Annotated in this window: 36 protein-coding genes; 19 read left to right on the top strand and 17 right to left on the bottom strand. The window is 49.4% G+C overall.

The genetic code is table 11. The annotated features are described in order from the left end of the window. Nucleotides 1-10: 10 nt before the first annotated feature. Nucleotides 11-625: a hypothetical protein gene (locus H6859_00685; GenBank protein ID USO05754.1), complete on the bottom strand. Its 615-nt coding sequence runs from the start codon at nt 623-625 to the stop codon at nt 11-13. 212 nt (nt 626-837) lie between these two features. On the opposite strand from H6859_00685, the gene H6859_00680 reads away from it, so the two are divergent. Continuing rightward, complete coding sequence (locus tag H6859_00680; protein USO05753.1) at nt 838-1,788, top strand: N-formylglutamate amidohydrolase; 951 nt, start codon at nt 838-840, stop codon at nt 1,786-1,788. A gap of 24 nt (nt 1,789-1,812) precedes the next feature. Here H6859_00680 and H6859_00675 read toward each other — a convergent pair whose 3' ends face one another. From H6859_00675 to rsmI, 9 genes are all read right to left on the bottom strand, one after another. Next, complete coding sequence (locus H6859_00675; GenBank protein USO05752.1) at nt 1,813-2,079, bottom strand: DUF2892 domain-containing protein; 267 nt, start codon at nt 2,077-2,079, stop codon at nt 1,813-1,815. A gap of 43 nt (nt 2,080-2,122) precedes the next feature. Continuing rightward, nucleotides 2,123-4,042, bottom strand: a complete 1,920-nt coding sequence (locus tag H6859_00670; protein USO05751.1) for an ATP-dependent metallopeptidase FtsH/Yme1/Tma family protein — start codon at nt 4,040-4,042, stop codon at nt 2,123-2,125. A gap of 162 nt (nt 4,043-4,204) precedes the next feature. Beyond that, nucleotides 4,205-5,203, bottom strand: a complete 999-nt coding sequence (gene tilS, locus H6859_00665) for a tRNA lysidine(34) synthetase TilS (protein ID USO05750.1) — start codon at nt 5,201-5,203, stop codon at nt 4,205-4,207. A gap of 49 nt (nt 5,204-5,252) precedes the next feature. Next, nucleotides 5,253-6,221: a tol-pal system protein YbgF gene (ybgF, locus tag H6859_00660; GenBank protein USO05749.1), complete on the bottom strand. Its 969-nt coding sequence runs from the start codon at nt 6,219-6,221 to the stop codon at nt 5,253-5,255. Between the two features lie 24 nt (nt 6,222-6,245). Beyond that, nucleotides 6,246-6,755 (bottom strand): peptidoglycan-associated lipoprotein Pal, encoded by a 510-nt coding sequence (gene pal / locus H6859_00655; protein ID USO06648.1) that lies wholly within the window; start codon nt 6,753-6,755, stop codon nt 6,246-6,248. A 226-nt stretch (nt 6,756-6,981) separates the two neighbouring features. Continuing rightward, nucleotides 6,982-7,848 carry a transglutaminase family protein gene (locus tag H6859_00650; protein USO05748.1) on the bottom strand — a complete coding sequence of 289 codons (867 nt, stop codon included), beginning with the start codon at nt 7,846-7,848 and terminating at the stop codon, nt 6,982-6,984. Further along, on the bottom strand, nt 7,838-8,710 hold the full coding sequence (locus H6859_00645; protein USO05747.1) for a BON domain-containing protein: 873 nt from the start codon (nt 8,708-8,710) through the stop codon (nt 7,838-7,840). Before H6859_00645 ends, H6859_00650 begins: the two co-directional genes overlap by 11 nt. A 29-nt stretch (nt 8,711-8,739) precedes the next feature. Continuing rightward, the gene (locus H6859_00640) at nt 8,740-9,141 is read right to left on the bottom strand and encodes a YraN family protein (GenBank protein ID USO05746.1); all 402 of its coding nucleotides are present in this window, start codon (nt 9,139-9,141) and stop codon (nt 8,740-8,742) included. Next, nucleotides 9,138-10,040: a 16S rRNA (cytidine(1402)-2'-O)-methyltransferase gene (gene rsmI / locus H6859_00635; GenBank protein USO05745.1), complete on the bottom strand. Its 903-nt coding sequence runs from the start codon at nt 10,038-10,040 to the stop codon at nt 9,138-9,140. The genes H6859_00640 and rsmI overlap by 4 nt, the downstream gene beginning before the upstream one ends. 35 nt (nt 10,041-10,075) lie before the next feature. Here rsmI and H6859_00630 point away from each other — a divergent pair, with 35 nt between their 5' ends. The 3 genes from H6859_00630 (at nt 10,076) to H6859_00620 (ending at nt 13,571) form a co-directional block, all read left to right on the top strand. Next, complete coding sequence (locus H6859_00630) at nt 10,076-11,365, top strand: penicillin-binding protein activator (GenBank protein ID USO05744.1); 1,290 nt, start codon at nt 10,076-10,078, stop codon at nt 11,363-11,365. Between the two features lie 197 nt (nt 11,366-11,562). Continuing rightward, complete coding sequence (locus H6859_00625) at nt 11,563-12,186, top strand: TetR/AcrR family transcriptional regulator (GenBank protein USO05743.1); 624 nt, start codon at nt 11,563-11,565, stop codon at nt 12,184-12,186. A gap of 86 nt (nt 12,187-12,272) precedes the next feature. Then, nucleotides 12,273-13,571, top strand: coding sequence for a mechanosensitive ion channel (locus tag H6859_00620; protein USO05742.1), 1,299 nt, complete (start codon nt 12,273-12,275; stop codon nt 13,569-13,571). A gap of 2 nt (nt 13,572-13,573) precedes the next feature. Here the strand turns inward: H6859_00620 and H6859_00615 are convergent, their stop codons facing one another. The 4 genes from H6859_00615 to H6859_00600 all read right to left on the bottom strand — a co-directional run bounded on the left by H6859_00615 (nt 13,574) and on the right by H6859_00600 (nt 16,496). Then, nucleotides 13,574-14,209, bottom strand: coding sequence for a hypothetical protein (locus tag H6859_00615; protein USO05741.1), 636 nt, complete (start codon nt 14,207-14,209; stop codon nt 13,574-13,576). Between the two features lie 100 nt (nt 14,210-14,309). Further along, on the bottom strand, nt 14,310-15,182 hold the full coding sequence (locus tag H6859_00610; protein USO05740.1) for a hypothetical protein: 873 nt from the start codon (nt 15,180-15,182) through the stop codon (nt 14,310-14,312). A 117-nt stretch (nt 15,183-15,299) separates the two neighbouring features. Further along, on the bottom strand, nt 15,300-15,845 hold the full coding sequence (locus H6859_00605; GenBank protein USO05739.1) for a carboxymuconolactone decarboxylase family protein: 546 nt from the start codon (nt 15,843-15,845) through the stop codon (nt 15,300-15,302). A 69-nt stretch (nt 15,846-15,914) separates the two neighbouring features. After that, entirely contained in the window at nt 15,915-16,496 is a 582-nt protein-coding gene (locus tag H6859_00600) for a peroxiredoxin (GenBank protein ID USO05738.1), read from the bottom strand. Nucleotides 16,497-16,640: 144 nt separating this feature from the next. Here H6859_00600 and H6859_00595 point away from each other — a divergent pair, with 144 nt between their 5' ends. Together H6859_00595 and H6859_00590 are read left to right on the top strand one after the other, a co-directional pair. After that, a complete protein-coding gene (locus H6859_00595; GenBank protein USO05737.1) occupies nt 16,641-17,516 on the top strand; it encodes a hydrogen peroxide-inducible genes activator in 876 nt (291 codons plus the stop codon). A 32-nt stretch (nt 17,517-17,548) separates the two neighbouring features. After that, entirely contained in the window at nt 17,549-17,953 is a 405-nt protein-coding gene (locus H6859_00590; GenBank protein USO05736.1) for a transposase, read from the top strand. Nucleotides 17,954-17,984: 31 nt separating this feature from the next. Here the strand turns inward: H6859_00590 and H6859_00585 are convergent, their stop codons facing one another. Continuing rightward, nucleotides 17,985-18,299 carry a response regulator gene (locus H6859_00585; GenBank protein ID USO05735.1) on the bottom strand — a complete coding sequence of 105 codons (315 nt, stop codon included), beginning with the start codon at nt 18,297-18,299 and terminating at the stop codon, nt 17,985-17,987. On the opposite strand from H6859_00585, the gene H6859_00580 reads away from it, so the two are divergent. From H6859_00580 to arsB, 13 genes are all read left to right on the top strand, one after another. Then, nucleotides 18,298-18,546: a hypothetical protein gene (locus tag H6859_00580; GenBank protein USO05734.1), complete on the top strand. Its 249-nt coding sequence runs from the start codon at nt 18,298-18,300 to the stop codon at nt 18,544-18,546. The genes H6859_00585 and H6859_00580 overlap by 2 nt on opposite strands. A gap of 221 nt (nt 18,547-18,767) precedes the next feature. Beyond that, the gene (locus H6859_00575; protein ID USO05733.1) at nt 18,768-18,968 is read left to right on the top strand and encodes a helix-turn-helix transcriptional regulator; all 201 of its coding nucleotides are present in this window, start codon (nt 18,768-18,770) and stop codon (nt 18,966-18,968) included. 59 nt (nt 18,969-19,027) lie between these two features. Next, nucleotides 19,028-19,633 (top strand): Fic family protein, encoded by a 606-nt coding sequence (locus tag H6859_00570; protein ID USO05732.1) that lies wholly within the window; start codon nt 19,028-19,030, stop codon nt 19,631-19,633. Between the two features lie 177 nt (nt 19,634-19,810). Then, nucleotides 19,811-20,149 carry a type II toxin-antitoxin system RelE/ParE family toxin gene (locus tag H6859_00565; GenBank protein USO05731.1) on the top strand — a complete coding sequence of 113 codons (339 nt, stop codon included), beginning with the start codon at nt 19,811-19,813 and terminating at the stop codon, nt 20,147-20,149. Continuing rightward, nucleotides 20,142-20,471 (top strand): putative addiction module antidote protein, encoded by a 330-nt coding sequence (locus tag H6859_00560; protein USO05730.1) that lies wholly within the window; start codon nt 20,142-20,144, stop codon nt 20,469-20,471. Before H6859_00565 ends, H6859_00560 begins: the two co-directional genes overlap by 8 nt. Nucleotides 20,472-20,553: 82 nt before the next feature. Further along, the gene (locus H6859_00555; GenBank protein USO05729.1) at nt 20,554-20,865 is read left to right on the top strand and encodes a transposase; all 312 of its coding nucleotides are present in this window, start codon (nt 20,554-20,556) and stop codon (nt 20,863-20,865) included. Further along, the gene (locus H6859_00550; protein USO05728.1) at nt 20,859-21,194 is read left to right on the top strand and encodes a transposase; all 336 of its coding nucleotides are present in this window, start codon (nt 20,859-20,861) and stop codon (nt 21,192-21,194) included. The genes H6859_00555 and H6859_00550 overlap by 7 nt, the downstream gene beginning before the upstream one ends. Continuing rightward, nucleotides 21,179-21,472: a recombinase family protein gene (locus H6859_00545; GenBank protein USO06647.1), complete on the top strand. Its 294-nt coding sequence runs from the start codon at nt 21,179-21,181 to the stop codon at nt 21,470-21,472. The genes H6859_00550 and H6859_00545 overlap by 16 nt, the downstream gene beginning before the upstream one ends. A gap of 14 nt (nt 21,473-21,486) precedes the next feature. After that, the gene (locus tag H6859_00540) at nt 21,487-21,972 is read left to right on the top strand and encodes a hypothetical protein (GenBank protein ID USO05727.1); all 486 of its coding nucleotides are present in this window, start codon (nt 21,487-21,489) and stop codon (nt 21,970-21,972) included. A 57-nt stretch (nt 21,973-22,029) separates the two neighbouring features. Next, a complete protein-coding gene (locus tag H6859_00535) occupies nt 22,030-22,380 on the top strand; it encodes a helix-turn-helix transcriptional regulator (protein USO05726.1) in 351 nt (116 codons plus the stop codon). A gap of 15 nt (nt 22,381-22,395) precedes the next feature. Further along, nucleotides 22,396-22,845 carry a hypothetical protein gene (locus H6859_00530; GenBank protein USO05725.1) on the top strand — a complete coding sequence of 150 codons (450 nt, stop codon included), beginning with the start codon at nt 22,396-22,398 and terminating at the stop codon, nt 22,843-22,845. Between the two features lies 1 nt (nt 22,846). Continuing rightward, nucleotides 22,847-23,257 carry an arsenate reductase ArsC gene (locus H6859_00525; protein USO05724.1) on the top strand — a complete coding sequence of 137 codons (411 nt, stop codon included), beginning with the start codon at nt 22,847-22,849 and terminating at the stop codon, nt 23,255-23,257. After that, nucleotides 23,254-24,294, top strand: a complete 1,041-nt coding sequence (gene arsB, locus H6859_00520) for an ACR3 family arsenite efflux transporter (protein ID USO05723.1) — start codon at nt 23,254-23,256, stop codon at nt 24,292-24,294. Before H6859_00525 ends, arsB begins: the two co-directional genes overlap by 4 nt. Nucleotides 24,295-24,753: 459 nt before the next feature. Here the strand turns inward: arsB and H6859_00515 are convergent, their stop codons facing one another. Together H6859_00515 and H6859_00510 are read right to left on the bottom strand one after the other, a co-directional pair. Next, nucleotides 24,754-25,803 carry a Fic family protein gene (locus H6859_00515; protein USO06646.1) on the bottom strand — a complete coding sequence of 350 codons (1,050 nt, stop codon included), beginning with the start codon at nt 25,801-25,803 and terminating at the stop codon, nt 24,754-24,756. A 143-nt stretch (nt 25,804-25,946) separates the two neighbouring features. Further along, on the bottom strand, nt 25,947-26,201 hold the full coding sequence (locus tag H6859_00510; GenBank protein USO05722.1) for a helix-turn-helix transcriptional regulator: 255 nt from the start codon (nt 26,199-26,201) through the stop codon (nt 25,947-25,949). Nucleotides 26,202-26,360: the final 159 nt, after the last annotated feature.

Raw genomic sequence — 26,360 nt, 5'->3', positions numbered from 1 at the left:
AATTAATAAATCAAAGCTTCAGAACATCCGGACCGTTACCGCTTAAAGCCTCAGGGGGCTTCGTGCTTGCAATACGCTTCAACACCGTGTTAAACGGCCAATACCCCTCCGTCTCTACGAGATCTTTATATAACGCAGAAACTTCCTGACCCAAAGATCTTCCTGAAATTTCATAGAGCTTCTCATTTCCATGATACATACCATCTCTTCCGTCATAACCTCCGATAAAAATGAGAAGCCCCCCTTCTTGAGAAGGTTCATAGCCAATTCTGAAAAGCCTCTGATGACCACCCTGCCGACCATTAAAAGACGTTAAACAAAGGTCTTCCCTGCCACCCTCTAAACACTCCGCCGAGTAAACAAGCCACTCCGTATCGCCCCACTTATAGAGAGGGTCTGAAAAGCTTAAAAACGTCTCCCCACCCTCTCCGTAACACACCGAAGACCCCTTTTCAAAAAATCCCCTGTAATACTCAAAAACATCTCTGGCCGTCGCCGGTGTCCCGCCATCCGGACTCTTTTCCGCACCTGCCTGATTTTTTCTCGGAAAAACTCTCTCAAACAAACCACCTGCGGCACACTGAGAAAAATAATCCACAATCCGCCCGCTACTGTCTAGCGCCATAACAAACCCTTACTCCAAGATATTCCTATGTCACAAGCTCCGTTGTACTGGCAAATACGGAGGATAACAAGCGCGGAATTCGCAGACACGCTCACACAGACCCATCGCGCGCACAGACAATCAACACATTTTTGTGCACAAAATATACTTTTTTATTGTCATATATTTCAAAAATCTCTACCGTTTCCGTAATAAAAGAAACAAAAGACATAATGAAACCGCAAACAACGACGGTACAATTCTGCGAAATCAGCGACCCCGGCCCTCCGAAAACAAACCTCGGAGCCATTGCCTTGCGCGAAAACGATCCCGTTTACCACCTGCACACGGGACTCAGCCCCTTCACGCTCTCCGCGCCCCACGCCGGCTGGAAAGTCCCCCGGCATATGATCGATCAAGACGGCAATCCACTCGGTGCGCCCGCATGGTGGTTTGATCCTGACATCAATGAACATCGCCACGAAGTCTGCGACTGGGGAACTGCCGAACTGGTCAAACGCTTAAACAAACTCAGCCCGCACCTGTCCTCAATCGCTTCAAACGTATCGCGCCTGGTGGTTGAAAAAAACCGCGCATGGGAATATGCCATGACCCCGAATTCCTCTGAATACGGTGCCAGGCTCTGCGTCCCCGGAAACCACAATATTTCCAAAGAAAAGCTCGCTCAGCGCAAAACCATCTACGACACCTATACAAGAGCTGAAGAAAAACTGGTCTCGAACATCAAAAACACCCATAATGGCGCAGCACATATAGCACTGCACAGCTTTTCACCTAAATGGCACGGCCATGGCCGCGACCATGAAATCGGCATCACCTATTTTGAAGACACAATATTGTCCAGACTAATCGAACACGCCTTTATCGAAAGAATAGGCAACCGCGCCGCTTCGCAGTATCCATACAACCTGAAAGACGGCCAGTTCAGCAATAAAATAGCCGCGCCAAAACTCAGCAAAAAATACGACACGCCTTTTATCATGATCGAAATCCGCAACGACCTGCTTCAAGACCCGCAACGCCTTGAAGAAACAACGCAGCTTTTTTTACAAATACTCAAAGACATCGAGAAAAACCCGCTATACAAACACTGCTTTTCTCGAAAACAATCAGCGCGCACATCAATACCCGCCGCAAGCACCCCGGCTTTCGAGCCTATATAACGGACAATCCGGAAAAAGGACTACTCAAGCATCCTTGTCGTCAGAAGACGCCTGATCATCATCAGCCTTTTCAACCTTACAAGAACCGTCACGACAGCACGTATTCATGCCCATAAACGTATAAGCCGGACAAAAACCGAAAAAACTGGTAACAACCATAACAACCGCCAGCAAAATCAATACATTCCCAACAACACCGGAAATAAAGAAACTCGCTGCAAAAAGCACAACCGCCGCAGCAATCCGGGCTTTTTTATCCTTATCTCCAATATTTTTCTCAAATTTAAACATAGCACTCTCCCCTTATGTATAGACGGTATAAAAATCTAAACATCTAAGCTCCTTGTGGCGCTTCCCCACTGGCAAAACCTCCACCTGATGGCACAGAAGATTTTGGTGTCGTATCCTCCGGCGGTTCATTATCACTATCACGAAGTATCGGCTTTCCGGCAAGCAGGTCCTTGATTTCATCACCAGACAACAATTCATATTCAATCAAAGCCTTGGCCAATTTATGCAAATCATCCAGATTTTCAGTCAAAATCTGCTTGGCCTTGTCATAGCCCTGCTCAACAATCCGTCGAATTTCAGAATCCACGGTCGCCGCCGTCTCATCAGACATATTTTTCGATTGCGCAACCGAATGCCCAAGAAAAACCTCTTCCTGATCCTGCGCATAGCGGATTGTACCAAGCTTATCAGAAAAACCCCATTCCATAACCATCTTGCGCGCCATATTGGTCGCCTGTTGAATATCGCTACTCGCACCCGTCGTAACCTTATCATGTCCGAAAATAATCTCCTCGGCAACGCGCCCGCCCATCGCCACAGACAAATCTGCCTTCAGCTTCTCAAGGCTCATCGATAGCCGATCAGCTTCAGGAAGACGCATAACCAGACCCAGCGCCCGCCCGCGCGGCACAATCGTTGCTTTATGCACCGGATCGGACGCCGGCTCATGCATCGCCACCAACGCATGGCCCGCCTCATGATACGCAGTCAGCTTTTTCTCATCTTCGCTCATCACCATAGACTTACGTTCAGAGCCCATCATGACCTTATCCTTGGCATCTTCCAGCTCATCCATACCCACAACGCGCTTGCCGCGCCGCGCCGCCAAAAGCGCCGCTTCATTAACCAGATTTGCCAAATCCGCCCCGCTAAAACCGGGCGTCCCGCGTGCAATAATAATGGCTTCAACATTGTTCGCCAGCGGCACTTTCTTCATATGCACTTCAAGAATCTTTTCCCGGCCCTTAATATCCGGAAGCGGCACCACAATCTGACGATCAAAACGCCCCGGACGCAAAAGTGCAGGATCAAGCACATCCGGACGGTTCGTCGCCGCCAGAATAATCACGCCCTCATTGGACTCAAACCCATCCATCTCAACCAAAAGCTGGTTCAAGGTCTGCTCGCGCTCGTCATTCCCTCCGCCCAGCCCGGCCCCGCGGTGCCGCCCCACTGCATCAATCTCGTCGATAAAGATAATGCACGGCGCATTCTTCTTGCCCTGCTCGAACATATCGCGCACCCGGCTCGCACCAACGCCAACAAACATCTCCACAAAATCAGAACCGGAAATGGTAAAGAACGGCACATCCGCCTCACCGGCCACGGCCCGCGCAATCAGCGTTTTACCCGTCCCCGGCTGACCGACCAGCAAGGCCCCTTTCGGAATCTTCCCTCCCAAACGGCTAAATTTCTGCGGATCCTTCAAAAACTCAACGACCTCTTCCAGCTCCTGCTTAGCCTCTTCAATACCCGCCACATCCTCGAATGTCACACGGCCATGCTTTTCATTCAGCATCTTAGCCCGGCTCTTGCCAAATCCCATCGCACCGCCGCCTTTACCGCCCTGCATTTGCTTCATAAACATAATCCACACCCCGATGATCAGGAATGCAGGCAACAGCGAAATCAAAATACTCATCAAACTAATCTGCTCAGGATCTTCCTTGTCAGCCGCAATCTGCACCGCGCTACCCTGAAGGCGGTCTACCACGTTTTCGTTCGGCGGCACCATCACCTTGAATTCTTCGCCGCTTGAAGCAAATACGCCGTGCAATTCCTGCCCTTTAATAACGACATTCGAAACACGCCCCGCCTGCGCATCCGTCATAAATTCACTATAGGAAATCTTATTCCCGCGGTTAATTGCCCCTTGCTGCGCGCCCTGAAAAATATTGAACAGGAAAATCATGGTCAGGCCAATCGCCAGCCAGAAAATCAAATTGCGACCAAATCCATTCACAGTTGCCTATCCTTCTTCTAATTCAGAATATCCAATGTAGTACAATTTCCGCTCCAGACAAGGAAAATCAAGGCTAAAACCGTGGTTTTTCAAACAATCATGATTAAGAACCATATAAAAAACGCCTCTTTTTTTCTTTCCCAGACTTTTTCGAAAGGGTTCTTAAGAATACTCGCGCGTCAAACGCAAAATCCCCAAATTCTCGTCCATTGCAAACATCACCCCCCCCAATGTGCGCTTTCGAAACGGCGTGCCCTTATTTTTAACAGCCATCAAATCATATAAAATCACCTCAACCCTTTCCATACGCGGCGCATAATCGGATAGCGGACGCAAAACCGACAACGCCTTTAACAAACATCGCAAAATAACCTCTTCAGGCTGCATAAATAAAATATTAATTTTAAATACGATATGTTTCGTATTTGATTCAATGGCCGCATTTTGATAGGCCTGCGCGCTGATAACCTCCAAAGCACGGCGCGCGCGCCCTAGGCGCTGTGCCGTTACCGCCAATCGCTTCGAAGTAAGTCCCTCTTCCTCCAAAACACACCGCGCCTTACGCAATCGTACCCGCGCAAAATCACTATTTGCATTACTGGGGTCCTCAAAATATGAAATATCTTCCGCCCCGCATAATTTCAATAACTCCGCCTTACCACAATCCAACAAAGGCCGCACTAACGTTAAACGCTCATCATAAGCCTGACACTCCTGCATCCCGGAAAGCCCATCCAGCCCACTGCCTTTGGCCAAACGAAACAACACCGTTTCCGCCTGATCATCCCGGTGATGTGCCAAAAACAAATACTCAATATCATGACACTCACAATACTCAGCCATCAGACCATAACGTGCCCTGCGCGCCTCTTCCTGAATGGCTGTGTCCGCTGGAGTCTCCCAGCGCAAAATATGATGCCCCACCTGCTGCGACCAGCCATCCAACCACGCGCCTACCTGTACAGCCTCATCAGCCGCTTCAGGCCTGAGCCCGTGATCAACCGTCAAAGCATGAACATAAACCCCGCGTCCATCCGCCCAGCGCGACAACAACCAGCACAGCGCCATAGAGTCCGGCCCACCTGACACAGCCACAGCAATCGGCCCAGTGCCCCCCACACCCAGCGCCAACATACGATGATTAAAGTCTTCAAAATTCAAAAGATTTCACCAGCTTCCAAAGAGCAAACAGCTAAACGATAGCAGCTCTTTAACACCCGATCCGGGACATTTCCTGATCGGCCCGACGCATCACGGGCGCAGCCCCGGACGGATTTTCTTTCTTAAGCTGACGAAGCGCCACGCATGCATCATCCTTCTTCCCCAGCGCATCCAAAGATAACCCCAGTTTCAGCAAGTTATCCGCCGCTTTAGAACCTTTCGGATATTGCTGATACCCCTCAGCAAAAATCCGCGCAGCCGTTTCAAAATTCCCGCGTACATAATGTGTCTCGCCGAGCCAATATTTAGCATTACCCGCCAACGGATGATCAGGGTGATCACGCAAGAAACTCTCAAATTCGACCTGCGCCCCCTTATATTGATGATTTTTCACCATCGAAAATGCATTTTCATAAGTTGCAGACGCTAAATCAGAAGACGATGTCCCGTCCCCCGATTCCGTATACGAACCAAGCTGCCCGACCGCACCTCCACTGTTGGCATTACTGGAACTCCACTGATAAGTCTGCCCGACGCCACTACCAACAACGCTCGGTGGATTGCTATCTCTAAGCGGCCTAGCCGTATAACGACTGGCCCCACTCACCGGCGCAGCGCTGCCGGAACGCGAAGCTCCAGAACCTTCCAGATCATTCATCCGCAATTCCATATCACTGGTAAAACGCTCAAGCTGATCTTTAAGCTCACGAATCTCAAAGCTCTGCTCTTCCAAATCCCCCCTCAAACCACGCACTTCCGTTTCAATCTGCTGCAATCGAATTTCGGCATCAGCCCCGCCAGACAAGCCTCCGCCAACGCCCGCAGGCGGCTTCTCACCTCGATAGACCGCACGGCTGAGCGTCTGGATCTCATTTTCCAACCGTTTAATGCGGTTTTGCATATCCCAATCACCCCCCTGCGCACCCGCCATAAACGGTAACCCCGCAAGCGCCACAGCCAAAAGGCCTGAAAAAATCCAGGCCCTCCGTTTGCGGATATAAAAAGAAAGAATCGTCATTTACAGACCATTTATCACAATTTGTTAGTCAATCTTGGTGACAGAACGACGGTTCTGTGACCACGCAGACTCATTCGCACCCGGAACAGCCGGACGCTCTTTACCATAACTTATGACCTGAATGCGTGATGGAGCAATACCCAGCGCAGACAGATAATTACGCACAGAGTTTGCACGGCGTTCGCCCAAAGCCAGGTTGTATTCACGTGTACCGCGCTCATCTGCATGACCTTCAATCGTAACATTCAAGCTCGAATATTGCTCAAGCCAGGCAGCCTGCTTATCCAAAATCATACGCGCTTCATTGTTCAAATCATAACGATCCGTACCAAAGAAAATACGATCACCAACATTAACAACCAGATCAGCCTGCGTACCAGGAGCCGGTCCTTGCTGCGCACCACCTTGATAAATTTCATCCAACGGCCCATCAGTAATGCCCTCACGCGCAGCCGCACTCTGGCCATCAAAAATAACCTCCTCGTCATCGTTCGATGAACAAGCCGAAACCAAAAACACAACAGCCAAAATCATCATCAGCCGGGACAGTGCAAAAGAGTCCTTCGAAACTTTGCGGAACAGTGAGAGGGTCATAATATTCTCCTTAACAAGATTGAGCACACTCCATAAACAGTACAGATGCCTGTTCAGAATCAAGTTCTATTCGGTTACAAACACCCGCGCAAGAGCCATCATTTTTTATAGCCAACTTATCCTTACAAACATATACGCTCATACACGCGAAACCCTTCACCGCTCTTTAATTCAGAGCATCATTAAGCTGCTGCAATAACAGCTCAGCCTCCATCCGATCACGCGAATTGGGCGCCTTTTCAATATAGGCAACCAGCGAATCAATAGCTCCTCGCGGCTCACCTGTGCGCGCCAAAAGCACCCCTTCATCCAGCAATAACCGATATTCCTGCGGATCAATTTGTCGCATCCGTTGCACAGTTTCCAGCGCACCTTGATAATCCTCAGCCTCAATCTGCCGAAACTTGATAATATTTTGCAAACGAACCAGAATACCCCGATTCCCCACCGGCTCATAATATTCCGACGAAAGCTCCGCCTGCGCCCCAAAAACCCTCTTAACAATTTCGCGCATATCTTGCGCCTCAACAATGCGCCCACCCTCAAACGGATCAAAAATAATGCGCTGCCCGCCCGCTTCCAAACGGCACAGAAAATGCCCTGAAACATCAAGCCCCACAATATTCCACCCTTGCGCCCGCGCACTGTGGATATAAAGAATACTGAGCACAATCGCCCGCCCTTTGGCCCGGTCAATCACCCGAATTAAACTGGCGTTTTGTAAATCATCATAACTTTCACGATCACCGCTATAATGATAACGCCCGTGCAATATATCGCTCAAAGCCTCTAATTGCGCTTTAGCACTGTCACCAAAAATCTCTGCATAACGCGCCCCCACTTCATCACCAATCACCTGCAAATGATAAATATAGCGCCCCAAAGATACGCCTTCATGACTAAGCGCTGCCAAGGCCAAAGCCGCGTGCGCCAGATTGATTCGATCATCAGGTATGCTTCCTAAAGACTGGATATAACTTTCAGGATCGAATGCACCAGACAACTCTTCCAGTCCGCTAGGATTACTGGTCATTCCAGAGAATTTCTTCACTTTCAATGCCCTGACGCTGGGTTGGTCGTGCAGGCGCAGACGGCTCCTGAGAGAACATCGGATCAACATTATTCGAATAAGATGACGAATCTGTACCATAATCAGGCGAAGGCTGTGACCCGCGCAAATCAATCGGCATATTTGAATCTTCATACGGACGCACCGGAACACTTTGTCCCTGTGCGTTCTGATAAACATAATTATCGTCATACGTACTTTGATATGTTGAGCCATCATCAACACCACCAGTTTGTGTCTTGCCGCCAACAAATTTCACATAGCTCACCACACCATTCACACCGTTAATCGTGCGCGCTATTTCAATCACCCGGTTAAGCTCAGAGCGGTTTTGAGCGAAGCCCATCAAATAAACCGTCCCGCGCACCGTATCGATTGAATAGTTAATCGACAATATTTCCCGATCAAACGTAATCGCCGTACGAAGCCGTGTTGTAATCCATGTATCCTTGGCAAAACCAACAATACCCGCACTCTCGGCAATTTGAATCTCGTTAATCACCTGCTTCACACCTTTAGGTTGCCAAGCCAGCCGCACCGCTTCCACCCGAGCTTCCGGATCTTGCACAACCCCCGTAATCAAAACACGCCCCTGATTAATCGTCAGATCCAGCTTACGAAATGTCTCAACGTCATACTTAAACCAAAGATCATTAATCTCAATCTGAATGCGCGCATCATCAACCGCAGCCGACAAACCGCCCTCTTGCGCTGCGGCAATGCCCGCAGTAGCGCCAACACCAGCCGCCACACCCAGAGCGGAACAGCCAGGCAAAAACAAAACACAAACAGATAAAATCAGAAATTTACGAACCATGATGATCATCCTGAAAACCAAACACGAAGCAGCTTACATTATTGACCAGACAACCACGCATTGTCCAGATGACGTATAGAAACTGCCCCCAACAGATTAAGCCCTTTTCTTAAAGATTCAGGCGGCACCACAATCACATCAAACCGCATGGAAAGGCCCGACGCCTCCTCATGATCCGCCAGATATTGCCCCGCAGCGCCTTCAATCCGTCGACGCGTACGCGGCGTAACCGCATACAGCGCGCTCTCCGGGTCTTTATGCGCCTTAACCTCGACAAACACCAGCATCTCCCCCCGACGCACGATAAGATCAATCTCCCCAACCCGCGTTTTATAACGCTGCTCTAAAATCTTATACCCTTGTCGCTGCAAATATCGTGCAGCCGCCTGCTCAGCCGCCACGCCGCGCTGATAAGCAGCCTCTTTCGTTAGCCTGCTCACTTCGAAATCTCCAGCGCCAGTGCATAAAGTACCTTTTTCGGCTGTCCGCTCACCTCAGCCACCTGCGCCGCCGCATCTCTCGTACTCATTTCTTTAAGCGCCTTTTCCAACAACGCCTTCAGATCATCCTCGCTATACGTTCGCACCTGCGCAGCCTCAATCACCAGCACAATCTCCCCCTTTACTGGCCCCCGCTCCTCATAATGCGCGCGCAAAGCCGCCACATCATCACAACGCACTTCCTCATAAAGCTTGGTCAATTCGCGCACCACAGCCACACGCCGACCCGGCAACGCACTCTCAATATCATCCAGTGCCGCCAGCAACCGTGGCGCCGTTTCAAACGCAATCAACGTCCCCGGAGATCCTTGCCACTCACATAAAATGCTCCGGCGCGCAGCGCTTTTCGACGGCAAAAATCCCATAAATGAAAACCTGTCCGAACCCAGCCCCGAAAGCTGCAACCCAGCAAGCACCGCATTCGCCCCCGGTACGCTAGTCACATTCAAACCAGCCCGCTGCACGTCTGCCACCAGCTTATACCCAGGGTCAGACACCAACGGCATCCCCGCATCACTAATCAGGGCCAGCGCCTCACCACGACCAATCCGCGCCACAATCTTCGCACGCACCGTTTCATCACTATGGTCATTATAAACGCTCAGCTTCTGCGCAATCTCGTAATGTTTCAGCAACTTACCCGAAACCCGCGTATCCTCACACAAAACTCCATCTGCCTGGCTAAGAGTATCCAGCGCCCGCAAGGATATATCGCGCAAATTCCCAATCGGCGTCGCCACCAGATATAATCCCGGCGTTAAACCCCGCCCGGCATCATCTGGCAGTAGCCATCCGCGTTTTTTTTCTTTACTCTCGCTTTGTGATAATTTCTCGGACATTTGAAAACCATACTAAACAAATGATGATGGATACAATGACACAAAGATTTAAAACCGCTTTTATTGCTCTCTTTCTCATCGCGCCCCTTCTTGTGCTCGGCGCATGCCAGACCGGCAGTGGATATAGACCGCACACAAGCGTTCCACAAGCCCCGGCCCAACAAGCCCCCGGCATCTTAAGCTCAACATCCTCTGACGAACTCCTTGGCAACCAGCAAAACCCCATAACACCCACGGACCACATGATTAACCTGCCCACCGTAAAAGTCGGCATCCTGCTTCCTTTAAGCGGTCAGCACCAAAAACTCGGCGATTCAATGCTCAAGGCCGCACAAATGGCTCTGTTTGAAATCGGACACGCCAACCTTGAACTCATCCCGCGCGATACAAAAGGCACTGCCGCAGGTGCGCAAGCCGCAGCCCGGTCTGCAATCGATTCCGGTGCTCAACTTCTCCTCGGCCCGGTCTTTGCCCCGGCAGTTCGCAGCGCAAAACCCGTCGCCCAACGCGCACACATCAATATGATCGCCTTTTCCACCGACTGGACCCTTGCCAATAGCAACACCTACGTCATGGGCTTTATGCCCTTTGACCAGGTCAAACGCGTCACCAGCTTCGCAGCAAGGCACGGCATAACCCGAGTCGGTGTGCTTGCCCCCGATACCAATTATGGCCGCATCGTTTCAAACGCATTTAACGCCGCCGCCCCACACTATAACATCACCATTACTGAAAACATCAGCTACCCTGCCGGAACATCAAACCTCGCCCCCATCGTAAAAACCTTTACCCACTATGAGGCACGCAAAAGCGCTGGTGCCTTGGCCCAAACGCCTTTCGACGCCGTACTGATGCCCGTAGGCGATCAAGATGCACGTGCTATCGCCAGCCTGCTCTCCCACTATAACCTCCCCCCGCGCAGTGTCCGGCGTATTGGAACTGGCCTGTTTGATGAAGCCTCACTAGCCAGCGAAGCCAACCTGGAAGGCGCATGGTTTGCCGCGCCTGATCCGGCTGCGCGCCATAGCTTTGAACAACGTTTTATAAACACCTATGGAACCCACCCCCCGCGTTTAGCGACACTGGCCTTCGACGCCACAGCCCTGTCCGCTATTCTTGCTAGGCGCGGCCTGCAATCAACGGGTCGGCCAGCCTTTGACCACACAGCGATAACCAACCCGAACGGCTTCTCCGGCCTTGACGGTATATTCCGCTTCCGCCAGGATAACACAGCTGAACGCGGACTGGCCGTTCTCGAGTTTCGCCGCGGCAGGCTGGGCGTCATTGATCAAGCCCCAAAAAGCTTTCAGAATATGACCCAATAACGTACACCACAAATAAGTGTAATAATATTAGACTTTTCTGACATTATTTATATCATCCACAGATGTACATTTTTTTGTAAAAATCACACATTCTCCTCTTGAATTTTATTCAAAAAGTCGCCACTCTGCGTTTCCTAGAGTAAAATTTTTAAAATACGATACGAACTGTTTCAATTTTAAACCAGAGGGAAACATTGATGTCTCAGGCTGCATTACAAAAAAACAACGCGCAAACCACACCAACAATGCAAGCGCGCAAAGGCCGTCCGCGCAGCCAAAAATCGAAAACAGCCATTTTGAAGGCCACCAATTCTTTGCTGCTGCACATGAGCGTTCAGGAACTCTCCATCGAAGCAATCGCTAAAAAGGCCAAAGTTGGCAAAACGACAATTTATCGCTGGTGGCCGAACAAAACCGCCGTTGTCATGGACGCCCTGCGCGCTCAACCTGGCATCCAAAGCCCCCTCCCTACACCGAAAAACAATACTGAAGCCATTATCATGCAGCTTGATAAACTCATCCGTATGCTCGACGGCAACAATGGTGACACCATCGCCCAACTTTTTTCTGAAGCACAAGCCGATGACAAAGCTCAGAAAATTTTCGCAAGAACATTTCTTACCCCCCTCATCGATGCCGTCGAATTCAGCATCGAACAAGGCAAAGACCACAAAGAATTTCGCTCATCCTTAAACACAAAACTGGCTGTGGATTTACTGTGCGGACCAATATTCTTCCGCCTTATGTCCCGTCCGGCGGATTTAAACGAAGAATTCCGCGAAACATACCCGAAAGAAGCGGTGCGCCTGATCAGCGCATAAAGTAAGCGCTTTTAAACAAGCTCACAACAACCGTACTCATACAATTGCCTCTTTTCAACCCCGTCAAGAGCGCCTAGAATTGTGCCATGCTGGAAAATATCAACATCGAAGAATACTGGAATATCATTACAAACTGGTGCGCCAATCACTTTTGGAATACCGATACACTCTATCAAGGCATTTTACTCCTCATCGCCTTTGTCTTAGCCAGCATCAGCTACAGTATGTTTCGCAGCAAAGCTGCAAAACTAATCGAAAAAACAAAAATGCCGTATGCCGCGCGGCGTATATCAAACAACCTGCTGCGCCTGCTCCTGCCAGTCGTTGCCTTGATCATTCTGGTGATCGGCGACCAACTCCTCAAATCCGATATTATGGGTGTCAACACCGCTCTAACCGAAGGTGTAATGAAAGTTTTACTGGCCTGGGTTGCCATCCGCACCGCCGTCCAGTTCATTGCCAACAGCGCCATCCGCAACTTCTTCGCTCTCGTGATCTGGACCATAGCCGCGCTCAGCATCTTCGGCCTGCTCCACCAAACCATGACGACATTGGATTCCATATCCTTCAGCATCGGAGATTTCCGCCTCTCCGCCCTCATCGTCATAAAAAGCATCCTGTCGATATTCACATTGCTGTATCTGGCCATATTCGCCTCCAGCTTTGCAGAACGCCGGATATTCAGAATCAAAAGCCTGACCCGCTCTTCACAGGTTCTGATAGCCAAAGTGATCCGCGTCGCCCTCATCGTCTTCGCCCTGCTCGTCGGCGTCACATCAGCCGGCATCGACCTCTCCCTGTTCGCCGTCTTCGGCGGCGCCATCGGCTTGGGAATTGGTTTCGGCCTGCAAAAAGGCATCTCGAATCTGTTTTCCGGCATGCTACTGCTGATGGACCAGTCCATCAAACCCGGCGACGTGCTGGAACTTGAAAACGGCACCTTCGGCTGGGTCAACCAGATGGCCGCACGCTACACCGAAATCGTCACCCGTGACAACAAATCCTTCCTCATCCCCAATGAAGAACTCATCACCCAGCGCGTGGTAAACTGGAGCCACGGCAACTCCCTCATCCGCCTGCAGGTAAATTTCGGAACGCATTACAACTCCGACCCGCATAAAGTCATAGAAATTGCCGAAGCCGTCGCTGCCGCCGCGCACGAGCGCATCCACAAGGATCCGCCGCCCGTATGCCATCTAACAGAATTTGGCGACAGCTCGATAAACTTCTCTGTGCGTTTCTGGATCAAGGACGCCGAAGCCGGAGTAACGAACATCAAAGGCGCCGTCATGCTCGCCTTATGGGACGCGTTCAAGGAAAACGCCATCGAAATCCCCTACCCCCACCGCGAAGTCTATGTGCACGAGGTTAAAAAAGGCGCTTAACCTTAGGGCACGGGGGTCCCTTCGGGTTCAAACACAGGCCCCTCCTCATACGGTTCGACCTCAATTTGGATGCCCGGCCAATCAACACCCTTAAATCGCGACAAAACGGCAAGCACCCGCCCCTCAAAAAAGCTATCGTGCCCATATTCTATACGCTCTAATGCATTCATACAGTCTTGAGGCTTATCGAGCGATAAAGGAGCATCACTCATTCCAGTCGTACCAAAACGCATAATGGGACTGGCGCTCCACGAAACTTGATAACGTCCCAAATATCCCTTAAAAACTAAATCCTCCGTACTTTCCGTACGAGGAATAAGCTGGTCAATAATCTCAATAGAGCGCGTATGATCTTCCCTATGATCTTGCATCTCACCCTTCAAATGCTCAAGATAATCGGCAAGACCAAGTGGCGGCCCCAGAAAACGATTATAATCTTCCTTAGAAAACAACTGACACTGCAATACTTTATCAAGAGAAACATTTCCCAAAAACTGCCTCACTCCTATTTCAGGATCATCGTCAGTAATTGTCTCTTCATACAACATCTGAACAGGACCATCCCGTTCATCATCCAAATCAAGGCCAAAACGCTCGTAAAGCCCACACAAAGCATCATTTGTAACACCAAAACGCATAAGTAAAACCTCGTCCACTAAATCCGACAAAAATTAACCGTTGTGAAATTATGTAAAAATGAGTGCCTTGTCAAATAAAAAACGCGCCCGTAACTACACCCTAACCGGCATATTCAACGCTAAGTTCATGAGACCCATCCTGCAGTTCCTCAGAATGTAACTGACCTCGCCCAGCAAGCCTTTGACAACTCATACAAACCCCATCCGCCCAATTGCAATTCAACTTTTGCAGTTCTTCCAAGGACCGGACCACCGGCGGCGTATCTTCAGCAACCTTAATCGCATCCGTCTTTGCCCCCCATCTCATAAAACCCCGCTTGGCAAATCTCTCAACCGCCTCGACATTGCCTGCATTCAAAACCGCATTGACCGTATGACAATTTCGCCGCACCAAATCATAATCAAGTCCTTGCCTGTTAATATCCTCCGCACGCTCCTGATAAACCGCCCACAGAGCCTCGATACAATCCTGATCATCGCTAATCGCCACCGGCTCCTCTACAACATAATCGGCGTCAAGCGGCTCTATACCATCTCCATACCAGCTAAAAACACCCAATTTACATTTTTTACTCTTGAAAACGGCATTGTTAAAAGCATCCATCAGCCGCCTTGGAATGAAAGTCGAAACAATATTCCCAACAGTATGCGGGTCAATCCTTAGCCCAGTCCACTCGCCTGTCTTAGGATCAATGGCTCCGGGATTTAACTCCCCGCGCACGCAAATCTGCGGATAAAGCCGTCCCGTTTCCGGGTCTTTCAACGGCTTGCCATCTTCATCACACCAAATTTGAGCCATCCGCGTAAAAGAATGCTCAACGCTATTGCGCCCCAAAAAACTGGCCAGCTTGTGGCTCCCTCGCCATTTAAAGCTATCAACCGTCGCAATTTGTATGGCCCAGCGCGCCCGCGCCCCCGGATGCCGTTCAGGAACGAAAGACGTATCTACTGTACTTTGATCAATCCTGCCCAATTTTTAAAAACCATCTCAAATTAATTTCCGTAATAAAATACCCAATTTAAACACAAAATGCAAAAAAAACGCGCCCATAACAGGCGCGCTCCTATAAAATACATCGATAACAAGCTTTTAAGCCGCCTGTGCGACATCTCCCCCCAGTGCCGCAGCCCCGTCCAGAACAGCCGAAACCGCCTGCACAACCGCCGCAATCCGCACCGCGGTTTGCACCTGCTCCAAGCTCAAACCGCCCTCACGGATTTTCTTTTCATGCGACTTCACACAGAACTGACACCCGTTAATCGCCGAAACCGCCAGCGACCACAGCTCGAAATCAACCTTGTCCACGCCCGGATTCCCGATAATATTCATCCGCAATTTCGCCGGAATGGCCTGATAATCCGCCATCATGCCGGTGAACTTATAATAAACATTATTCATCGCCATAATCGCCGCCGCCGCCTTGGCCGCCTCCAGCGCCTCAGGCGAAAGATATTGCGCCGCTTCTTCCTCAATCTCACGAATTACAGCCACATTGCGCCCGGCATGCGCTGTCGCTACAAACGCCCCCCAAAGCTGCTGCGAGTTCAGCGTCTCCTCATTCGCCAGCGACGACAAATTCAACTTAATATCCTTGGCATAGTCCGGCATTTTATTTTTCAAATTATCAATAGACATCGTTTTTCCTTTCTCTAAAAGACAAAACAGGCGGCAAAGTTCTTCAAACCTGCCGCCTGCGAACCTTAATTAAGCCGCGATCTTCTGAGCTTCCTTATGAACATCAATCGTCTCGCCACCAACCGCACGGTTACACGGACACAGCTCATCAGATTGCAACGCATCCAGAATGCGCAAGGTTTCCTTCGGATTGCGTCCCACATTCAGGCCGTTCACGGCAACATGCTGAATTACGCCATGAGGATCGACAATGAATGTCGCACGCAACGCAACGCCAGCCTGCATCTCACGAATACCCAAACCGTCAATCAAGGAACCGTTCGTATCAGCAAATGACCACTGGTTCAGCTTAGACAAATCAGGATGCTCGCGACGCCATGCCAGTTTACAAAACTCATTATCTGTAGAACCACCCAAAACCACACAATCACGGTCTGCAAATTCATCATTCAGCTTTGCAAATTCGACGATTTCTGTCGGGCAGATAAACGTAAAATCTTTCGGGTAGAAAAAGAAAACCTTCCACTTGCCTTCAAAACTTTTTTCCGTGATCGCCTCAAACGCGCTTTCGCCATTTTCTTCGTGCACGTTAAAGCCGGGCTTCACACCTGTAATTTCGAATTCAGGAATTTGATCACCAATACCGAGCATTTCTAAATCTCCATTCTTTGTTCGGGTTAAAAATCCATGCCCGTAACTTGCACCCTCAGAACGACAAAATCCAACAAAAATTTCCACTTATTAATATCGAAAAAATAAATACTAAAATACACATTGATATGATATTTTCGATATATGCATAGACCCAGTCTCAGACAATTAAGTTATCTGATCGCCCTACGCGAACGCGGATCATTCATCGCCGCAGCAGAAGAATGTGCCGTAACACAAAGCACGCTGAGCGCAGGTATTAAAGAACTTGAAATCATCCTCAGCCAGCCACTCGTCATCCGGGGACGCAAAGCCACGCACCTCACGCCATTTGGCCTTGAAGTCTATGATAACGCACAAAAAATTATCAACGATACAGATCGTATCGTAGCAAGGTCAAAGCTAATATCTCAGCCCCTTAGCGGGCCACTGCGCCTCGGGATAATCCCCACCATAGCGCCCTATATGCTTCCCGATATGCTCCCAAAACTGATTGAAAAATTTCCCCGCCTGGAGCTACAAATCCACGAAGACCTTACCGACAGACTACTGGAATCATTAAGAAAATCACAAATCGACCTCGCCCTGCTCGCCTTTCCGTATAACACTCCAGACATGCATCAACGCATTTTGTTTGAAGAAAAATTCTACGCCGCCGTCGGCAAGCATGCTGGCCCAGCCGCAAATTCAATCAATATCAAAGACTTGAAGCCAGAAGAGCTACTCTTACTCGAAGACGGTCACTGCCTGCGCGACCATGCCCTGTCCGCCTGCGACCTTCAACTTCCCAAAACCCGCAAAACCTTTTCGGCAACCTCACTGCCCACCCTGATCCAAATGGTCAAAGCGGGCTACGGCATCACCCTCCTGCCGGAAATGGCCTGTACGCCCGAAACAATTCCGCCGGGCATCCGTCTGCTCCCCTTTAACGACAAACACCCGCCTACAAGGCAAATCGGCCTGTGCTGGCGCCGCGGCGACCCCCGCGCCCGCGATTATGAGATGCTCGCAAAAGTATAGTCAAACTCATATAAATTGATTACACTTCATGGATGACGTATTCATCCGATTTCCGCCGTAAAGTCTTATCTGTCAGCGAGAAGGAAGGCCTTACGATAGCCGAGACGGCGTCCCGGTTTTGTGTGGGTGTGGCCAGTGTTGTACGGTGGCTTAAACACCCGGAACCGAAGATGTCCCGCAACAAGCCCGCAACCAAGATCGACATGAAGGCCCTGGCCAGAGATGTTTTGGCCCATCCTGATGCTTACCAGTACGAACGGGAGCGCAGGCTGGGGGTCAACGAAAAAGGGGTCGGTCATGCCCTGCTTTTCTTGCCGCCTTACTCTCCAGACCTCAACCCCATCGAACAAAAATGGGCTCAAACCAAAGCCATCAGAAAACAACTCTTCTGCTCTATTGACGCGCTTTTCAAAATTGAACCATTTTATGTGGCGTAGGCTATACACCCCCTGCCGGAAGTCATCATGATCAGAAAAAACTCCTTCTTGCTGTATTGGCTATTGCGTCGGCGGTGACGGCAATGATTTTTATATCACCGATTTTTTCCTCGCGCTCCCGGATCATGGTAGCGGCTTCAAACCCGTCAATCTCCGGCATCTGGCAATCCATGAAAATCAAATCGTATGTATTTTGCTGCGCCAGCTCTATGGCCTTCCTGCCGCTTGCCGCCTCATCCACCCCGGAAAAGCCGAGATTTTTAAGAACCTTGCGCAGGAACAGCAGGTTATGCAGGACATCATCGAAAAGCACCAGCCGGATCTCTGGATTTACGGCCACACGCATGAATGCGATGATCAGGCCATCGGCAAAACCCGGATTATTTCAAACCAGCTGGGCTACCCCAATCGGCATGGCGGCTTCGAATGCGCCGGGTTTGATGAGAGGGGCAAGGAGATTGAGATTAAAAAGTAAAATGTGCTTTACTTTAATTGTTGAAAAATTAACAAAAGTAAGTTATATTTTACTTTATAGCCCGATAAGGGCTTTTGAGTTAAAAGGATTTAACCGTGGCAAATTTATTATGGGGTAAGGTCTATTACAAGGACATCTTCGCGGGCTATTTGCGTGAGGAGCCAGGAGGCCGTGTCACTTTCACCTACGATAACAGCTATATCGATGGCGGTCAGCCGCCATCAACATGGCCGTACAGGGGCTGGAGAAGCACATCGAGGCCGCCAAGGACGCAATCCAAGAGGCGCCACTCGGTGGGGCTGATTTCAAGGACAATCTCATTAAACTGATAGGAAAGCGATGGAACGGAACGTTCGTCTTAATTGGCAAGGCTTTGTCGAAGAAGCAGTAAGACGCCGCAAGGAGCAAAAGCTCACGCAGGAGCAACTGTCGGTTCTGGCAGGCGTCAGCAAGCCCACGCTCAACAGCTTCGAACAAGGCAAGACAACCATCAAGCTCGATAGCGCTCTCAAAATTTTGAAGGTGCTGGGTCTGGCGTGAGTCAGTGGTGTGTTACTAAATATATTGGGCTATGATAGAGTTAGAAGGATAGGAATAAAATGGTTTTAGAAAATAAACTGAACATCACAAATCAGGTTGAGTTGGCAAAGGCCGAGGAAAAACTCAGCAAACAAAAAGCCAAACAGCTTTTTGAATCCGGTGACATCAACAAGATTGAGGTCGGAACATTTACTGGCCTTGCCAAAATTCACCAATATCTGTTCGAAGACATCTATGATTTTGCCGGTAAGGTTCGTGAGGTCAATATCGCCAAGGGTAATTTCCGTTTTGCACCCCTGATGTACTTGCGCCAGTCTCTGGATCATATCAACGCCATGCCACAGGGCAACTTTGATGAAATCGTCGAAAAATACGTTGAAATGAATATCGCGCATCCCTTCCGCGAAGGCAACGGGCGTGCAACACGCATCTGGCTGGATCTGATCTTTAAAAAAGAAATCGGCAAGGTCGTGGATTGGAACCGCGTTGATAAAGATGCGTATCTCTCGGCGATGGAGCGCAGCGTTGTCAAGGATGTGGAAATCAAAGCCCTGTTAAAAGATGCCATGACCGACAAAATCAATGACCGCGAAACTTATATGAAAGGCATTGACGTCAGCTATTACTACGAGGGTTACAGCGAATTCAAGACCGAGGAGCTGTAAGACCGCAATCAAGCTCAATAGCACTCTCAAGATTTTGAAGGTACTGAAGCTGTCATGATTTTAGGAAGGGATTGAAAATGCCATTAGAATCAATGGACAATATATTGCTGCCAAATACATTTGGCGTTTTTTATTGCCAAATATATTTGGCTATGCTATAGTTAAAAGGATAGGAATATGGCACAACCGACTGAGCCGAAGACAGTCATGGTCTATCAGGATGAAAACGGTAAAGAACCGTTTACCGACTGGCTGAACGGCCTTCGCGATCAAAAAGGGCGGCGTGCCATTCTGAAACGGATTGGAAGGCTGGAGCTGGGATTGTATGGCGATTGTGAGCCGGTCGGCGAAGGCGTTTTAGAATTGCGAATATTCCTTGGGCCTGGATACCGGGTCTATTTTGGAGAGGACGGCGACAATATCGTGGTGTTGCTCTCAGGTGGCGATAAAGGCTCCCAGGACAGGGACATCAAAACCGCAAAGGAATTTTGGAAGGAGTACAAGGATCATGGCTAAGAACAGACCATACAGAGAATTCAGAGCCGTTGAGGAAGAATACTTCCGCAACCACCCTGAAGAGATCGAAACCTACATCGAAGAAATTTTTGACGAGTTCGCGCAGGACAACAACACAGCAGCGTTACTTGCCTCTTTGCGCGTGATTGCAAAAGTCAAAGGCATCACGAATTTGGCTGAAGAGGCGCAGATGACGCGCCAAGGTATCCAGCATGCTTTGTCCAGCAAGGGCAATCCTCGCTTTGATAATGTAAATGCCATTATGAAAGCCATGGGCTATCGCCTGATGCCTGAAAAAATCGATATGGTGCACGCTTCCTAAAAGCCGGTTCAATTAGAGGTGGTCCCAAGAATTCGGACAGTGAGTTAAGCTACGATCTATGACCGAAGGAGGGTCATGGATTATGAGCAAGACAAGGAAGAACTACCCGGCGAAGTTTAAAGCGCAGGTTGCGCTGGCGGCGTTGCGGGAGGACGCGCCGATCACGGAGCTGTCATCCCGTTACGGGGTGCATGCGACGGTCATTCACCGTTGGAAGAAGGAGGCTCTGGCTGCGCTGGAGGCGGGTTTTGCGGGCAAGCTGGAATCGCGAGCGGACGCGCATAACGCCGAGGTCAGGGACTTGCACGCCAAGATCGGACAGCTGACAGTGGAACGTGATTTTTTAGCCGATGCCTCCGCCCGGTTGCGGTCCGGGGGCGGCAGGAAATGGTAGACCCGTCCAATGACAATATCGGCATCGCGGCGCAGTGCCGGTTGCTGGGGATCAGCCGCTCTGGCTGGTATTACGAGCGGCGCGGGGAGAGCGCGGACAATTTGGCGCTGATGCGGCTGATTGACGCGCAATTCCTGCAAACCCCGTTTTACGGGTCCCGTCAGATGGCCCGGCATCTGCGCCGTCAGGGGTACGAGGTAGGCCGCACCCGCGTGCGGCGTCTGATGCGCCTGATGGGAATCGAGGCGGTCTATCAAAGGCCGCGCACTTCGATGCCGCATCCCGGCCACCGGATTTATCCCTACCGGCTCAACTGGTTGGGGAGTTAAAAGAAAAAGGCTATCAATCAAAAAGCTGGGTTGCCAGATCCGGACGTTTCCATCCCGGAAAACCCATCACAAAAAGCTCGATTTACAAAATCTTGGATAATCCGGTTTATATCGGAAAGATCAGTCATAAAGGCACTATCTATGAAGGCGAGCATGTCGGTTTTATTGATCCCGCCGATTTTGAAAAAGCCAAAGAGATAAGAGAAACCAGAGCGCCTAATTCATCGCCGTTACGCTGCACCCAGGCACAATATCTTTTGCGCGGATTGCCAAACTGATCATCCAAAAAGTGGTGGTCTATCCGGAAAAAGTGATTATTGCACTGCGTCCGCTGGGGATGGCCGGGCTTTTGCATGAAATGATGCCGGATGCCAAAATCAAAAAAGGGCAGCCCACAGAAAACACACCGCTGGAAATAACAATTCCGATCAAATTAAAACTTCACGGCGGTAGGAAATATATCACCACCCCTGATGGCCGTGATTTGGCCATTGCACGAAAACCCAAATACGAAAATAATATGATCAGAGCCGTTGGGCGCGGGCATCAATATCTTGAAATGCTGGAAGCCGATCCTGATTTAACCATCATGAAGCTGGCTAAGCGAGAAAAACTCGATCACGGCTACATTGCCAAGACAGTACGCATGACCCAGTTAGCACCCGATATCATTGAAGCCATCCTGAATGGCCGCCAGCCTTACAGCCTCAACCTTACCGATTTCATGAAACCCTTCCCGAATAGCTGGGAAGAACAACGCCAGCATTTTGGATTTTAATCAGAAGTATGCCAAAAGATATTGACATTTCTTGTATATGTCGATTATTCTCGACATATGGACATACAAAACGCAACGATTATGTTTGACGCCCTTTCTCAGGAAACCCGCCTTGGGGCTTTCCGTCTATTGGTCAAGGCCGGGCCGGAAGGGCTGCCTGCTGGCGCAATCAGCGATGAGCTTGGTACGCCGCACAACACCATGTCGTTTCACCTCAATCATTTATCTAATGCGGGGATTGTGACATCGCGCCGCGAAGGGCGTTCCGTTATATATGCGGCGAATTTCGAAGTGGTGCGCGATCTGATCGGATTTATGGTCAAGGATTGCTGCAGCGATGAATTCGCTAGTATCCGCGAAGATAAGAAAAAGGGCTGCTCAATTATCGAGCTGGCCAAGTGTTGCTAAAGGAAAGGAAACGACATGAAAATATCTGAAGTGAAAGAGGCGCTTGAAACGCTGGACGCTGTGAATTTCAAATTGCCGGATGGTTCCACCCTGCCGCCACATTTCCATGTCACAGAAGTCGGGCTTGTGACCAAGCATTTCATTGATTGCGGCGGGACGGAGCGCACCGAAACCGTAGCCAATTTCCAACTTTGGGAGGCCGGAGATTACGATCATCGCCTTGCGCCACAAAAATTTCTGCATATTCTAAACCTTTGTAAAAAGGTGCTGGGCGATGGGGATCACGAAATCGAGGTCGAATACCAGCAAAACACCATCGGCAAATTCGGCCTGCGTTTTGAAGATGGGGATTTCATCCTGACCAACAAACAAACCGCCTGCCTCGCGCAGGATGCATGCGGGATACCCGATAAAAAGCCCAAAGAGGCAAGCGCCTGCTGCGCCCCCAAAAGCGGATGCTGCTGACATGAAAGACATTCTTGTCCTATGCACCGGAAACTCATGCCGCTCCGTGATGGCCGAGGCGCTGATCAACCAGCTTAGCGCAGGGCGGTATAAAGCGGTGAGTGCAGGCAGTAAGCCTGCCGGATATGTGCATCCCAAGTCCATTGAAACCATGAAACGCAATGGCATTGTTGCCGGGACACCACGCAGCAAGTCTTGGGATGAATTTGAGGGTAAAAATTTTGATCTGGTGATTACGGTTTGTGATACCGCCGCAGCTGAAAGCTGCCCAGTATTTCTGGGCAAGCATGAAAAGTTGCATTGGAGTACGCCTGACCCTGCCGCCGCCACGGGCAACGAAGAAGAAATTAACGCCGCCTTTGACGAGGCGTTTAACTTACTAAAAACCAGAATAGAAAAAGAATTATTATGAGCACAGCACAATCACCCCTCGGCATTTTTGAACGCTATCTCTCGTTATGGGTCGGGCTGTGCATTGCCGCCGGGGTTGGGCTTGGCCTGCTGGTGCCGGGCGCATTTCAGGCTATTGCCAGCCTTGAATATGCCAACGTTAATCTGGTCGTTGCCGTATTCATATGGGTGATGATTTACCCGATGATGGTCAATGTCGATTTCGCCAGCCTTAAAGATGTCGGCAAAAAGCCCAAGGGGCTATGTATTACGCTGGTGATTAACTGGCTGGTTAAGCCCTTTACGATGGCCGCATTGGGGATTCTGTTCTTTGAGCATATTTTTGCTGGACTGGTCGAGCCGCAGGACGCCAAGGAATATATCGCTGGGATGATCCTGCTCGGCGTTGCACCCTGCACCGCGATGGTGTTTGTATGGAGTCAGCTAGTGCGCGGCGATGCCAATTACACGCTGGTGCAAGTGTCGATCAACGATATCATTATGATTTTCGCCTTTGCGCCGCTGGTAGCGCTCTTGCTAGGCGTAACCGATATTATCGTGCCGTGGGAAACGTTGCTGCTCTCCGTCATCCTCTATGTGCTTATTCCCTTGGCGGCGGGATATATCACCCGCAAAAAGCTGGATGGTTCAGGCAACCACGAGCGCATTGCCAAATTCACAGCTAAGGTAAAACCGTTTTCTATCATGGGTTTGCTGGCTACGGTTGTTTTGCTTTTCGGCTTTCAAGCAGGAACGATCATTGAAAAGCCAATGGTCATTGCCCTGATTGCTATACCCTTGCTTATTCAAAGTTACGGCATTTTTGCCATTGCCTTTGGATGGGGCTATTTCTGGCGTGTTCCCTTCAGCACAGCCGCACCTGCCGCCCTGATCGGCACATCCAATTTCTTTGAACTGGCCGTGGCGGTGGCCATCAGTCTGTTCGGCCTTAACTCCGGCGCAGCTTTGGCCACGGTCGTGGGCGTTCTGGTCGAAGTGCCTGTCATGCTCTCTCTGGTGGCTTTTGCCAATAAAACGCGACAACATTTTCATCCGTAAATATTTTCTCTCACGTCTAAATCGGTTTACGCTGCGACCTGAAAACAGTTAATTTCCCAGAACAATCAACACATTGATAAATAACGACAAAAACCTGAAGGGCGTTTTTGTAATCGCCTCTACAGCTTTGGAGAAAAATCGGTATTTAGAGAGAAAACGGGGGTATAAATGGCTTTTTGAAGGGGCACACACCCTTTAGCTTTGGACGCAAAAGCCCAAAAACTCTGCCCTTTTGCAAGGGATTACAAGGCTTAGAGAGAGTTTGGATTTAGAAAATTGGTTGCGGGAGCAGGATTTGAACCTGCGACCTTCAGGTTATGAGCGCAAACCAAATCTCTTTAACACATTGATAATACTAAAACTTTTCTTGCGTTTTCATTATGTGTGTAAGTAAGTGTGTAAGTCAAGCCCTTCCGGTTTTCGCCCTGAAGGGCGTTAAAGTTTAGAAAAATCGTGAAATTATGCCAACGAATACCACACGCCGCGGCCATGGCCGTGCATAACAAGATGCCCTTTTTCAACGAGAGCGCGGAAATGTTCTTTGAGCGTATTCCGGCTTGTGCCTGTAAGCTTAATCATGTCACCAATCGTCACGCGGCCATGTTCACGAGCCTGTTCAAGAATTTGAACGGAAAGCTCCGGCAATGCCGCAAGAACGATTTTCTCGCGCTCCACTTTCTTTGAAAGCGCTTGCACTTGGCCTTGCAATGATCGCAAGAAAAACAAAATCCACGGCTGCCAGTTTGGTTCATCCGTTCTGATTGTACCTTGCGTTTGTCTGAGCGCGAGGTAATAGCTCTCTTTGCTTTTCTCAATAATACTTTCCAGCGATGAATACGGCACATAAGCATAGCCAGCGCGCAAAAGTAGGAGCGTTGTAAGAACGCGGCTCAGTCTTCCATTCCCGTCTTGAAACGGGTGTATCTCCAAGAAAACAACAATGAAAATTGCAATCACCAGCAAGGGGTGCAGAGTCTTGCTTTCAAATTCTCCCCGCGCCCACGTAACCAATTCTTCCATCAGCCTCGGCGTATCAAAGGGCGTGGCCGTTTCAAAAACAATAGCAACTTGTTTTCCTGCCTCATCAAAAGCGGCAACTGAATTTGAGCTTGTTTTATAATTGCCACGATGGCGCTCGTCTTTCTGGCTATGCGCCAATAAATCACGATGAAGCTGCTTTATATGGTTTTCCGTGATGGGTATTTCTGACCAAGACTGAAAAACCGTTTCCATGACATCGGCATAACCAGCAACTTCTTGCTCATCTCTAGTTTCAAAAGATTTGATTTCTAAATTGGCCAGAAGCTTTTCAACATCACGATCAGAAAGCTTGCTGCCCTCAATCCGCGTTGAAGAGCCAATGCTTTCAATCGTAGCCACGCGCCGCAGCGCTGAGAGTCTTTCCGGCGCTAAAGTGCCCAAGGCACGCCAAGCGCCCTTAAACTCGTCTATGGCCGAGATCAAAGAAAGTATATCTGTGGTGATATTTAAATGGTTGGTTTTAATCATAACAACCAATAATACACCCATTTACACCCATTTAACAAGCCAATAATACACCCATTTACACCCATTTCTAGGGATGCTCTTACATCCTATGCCCGTCAGGTTTACACCCTGAGGGGCGTTAAAAATGAAAATTGAGCAAGCAATTAAGGCTTTTTATTTGCAGCACCAAAAGGATCAAAAGACGTTCTGCCGTTAATTTGAAATTCCAAACCCAGAGCAGAAAGCACGGCCAAAATCGTTTCCAGCTTTGCCGCCGGATGGCCTTTTTCAATCTGTGAAATTGTGGCTTGGCGAAGTCCGGTTTTCTCTCCTAGTGCAGATTGACTCATGCCGCGTTTTTTTCGTACGCGGCGAATTATATTTCCAATTTGTTCTGGGCTACGGGCTAAATCAGACATAAGAAAAATTATACGCTAAAATGTATAAAATGAAAATATACGAATTGGCGTATAAATAAAAAATACCTGATTTCATACCCGATTATACCCGATTCAAAATTTTCCTATTCAAAGCATTCTTGATAATCCATATAGTTATTCTGAAAATAAAATTGATTA

It is taken from the genome of Rhodospirillales bacterium, from assembly GCA_023898785.1.
Taxonomy (GTDB): Bacteria; Pseudomonadota; Alphaproteobacteria; order Micavibrionales; family Micavibrionaceae; genus TMED27.
Note: the sequence above shows the minus strand (reverse complement) of the source record. Positions and strands in the feature narration are given on the sequence as shown.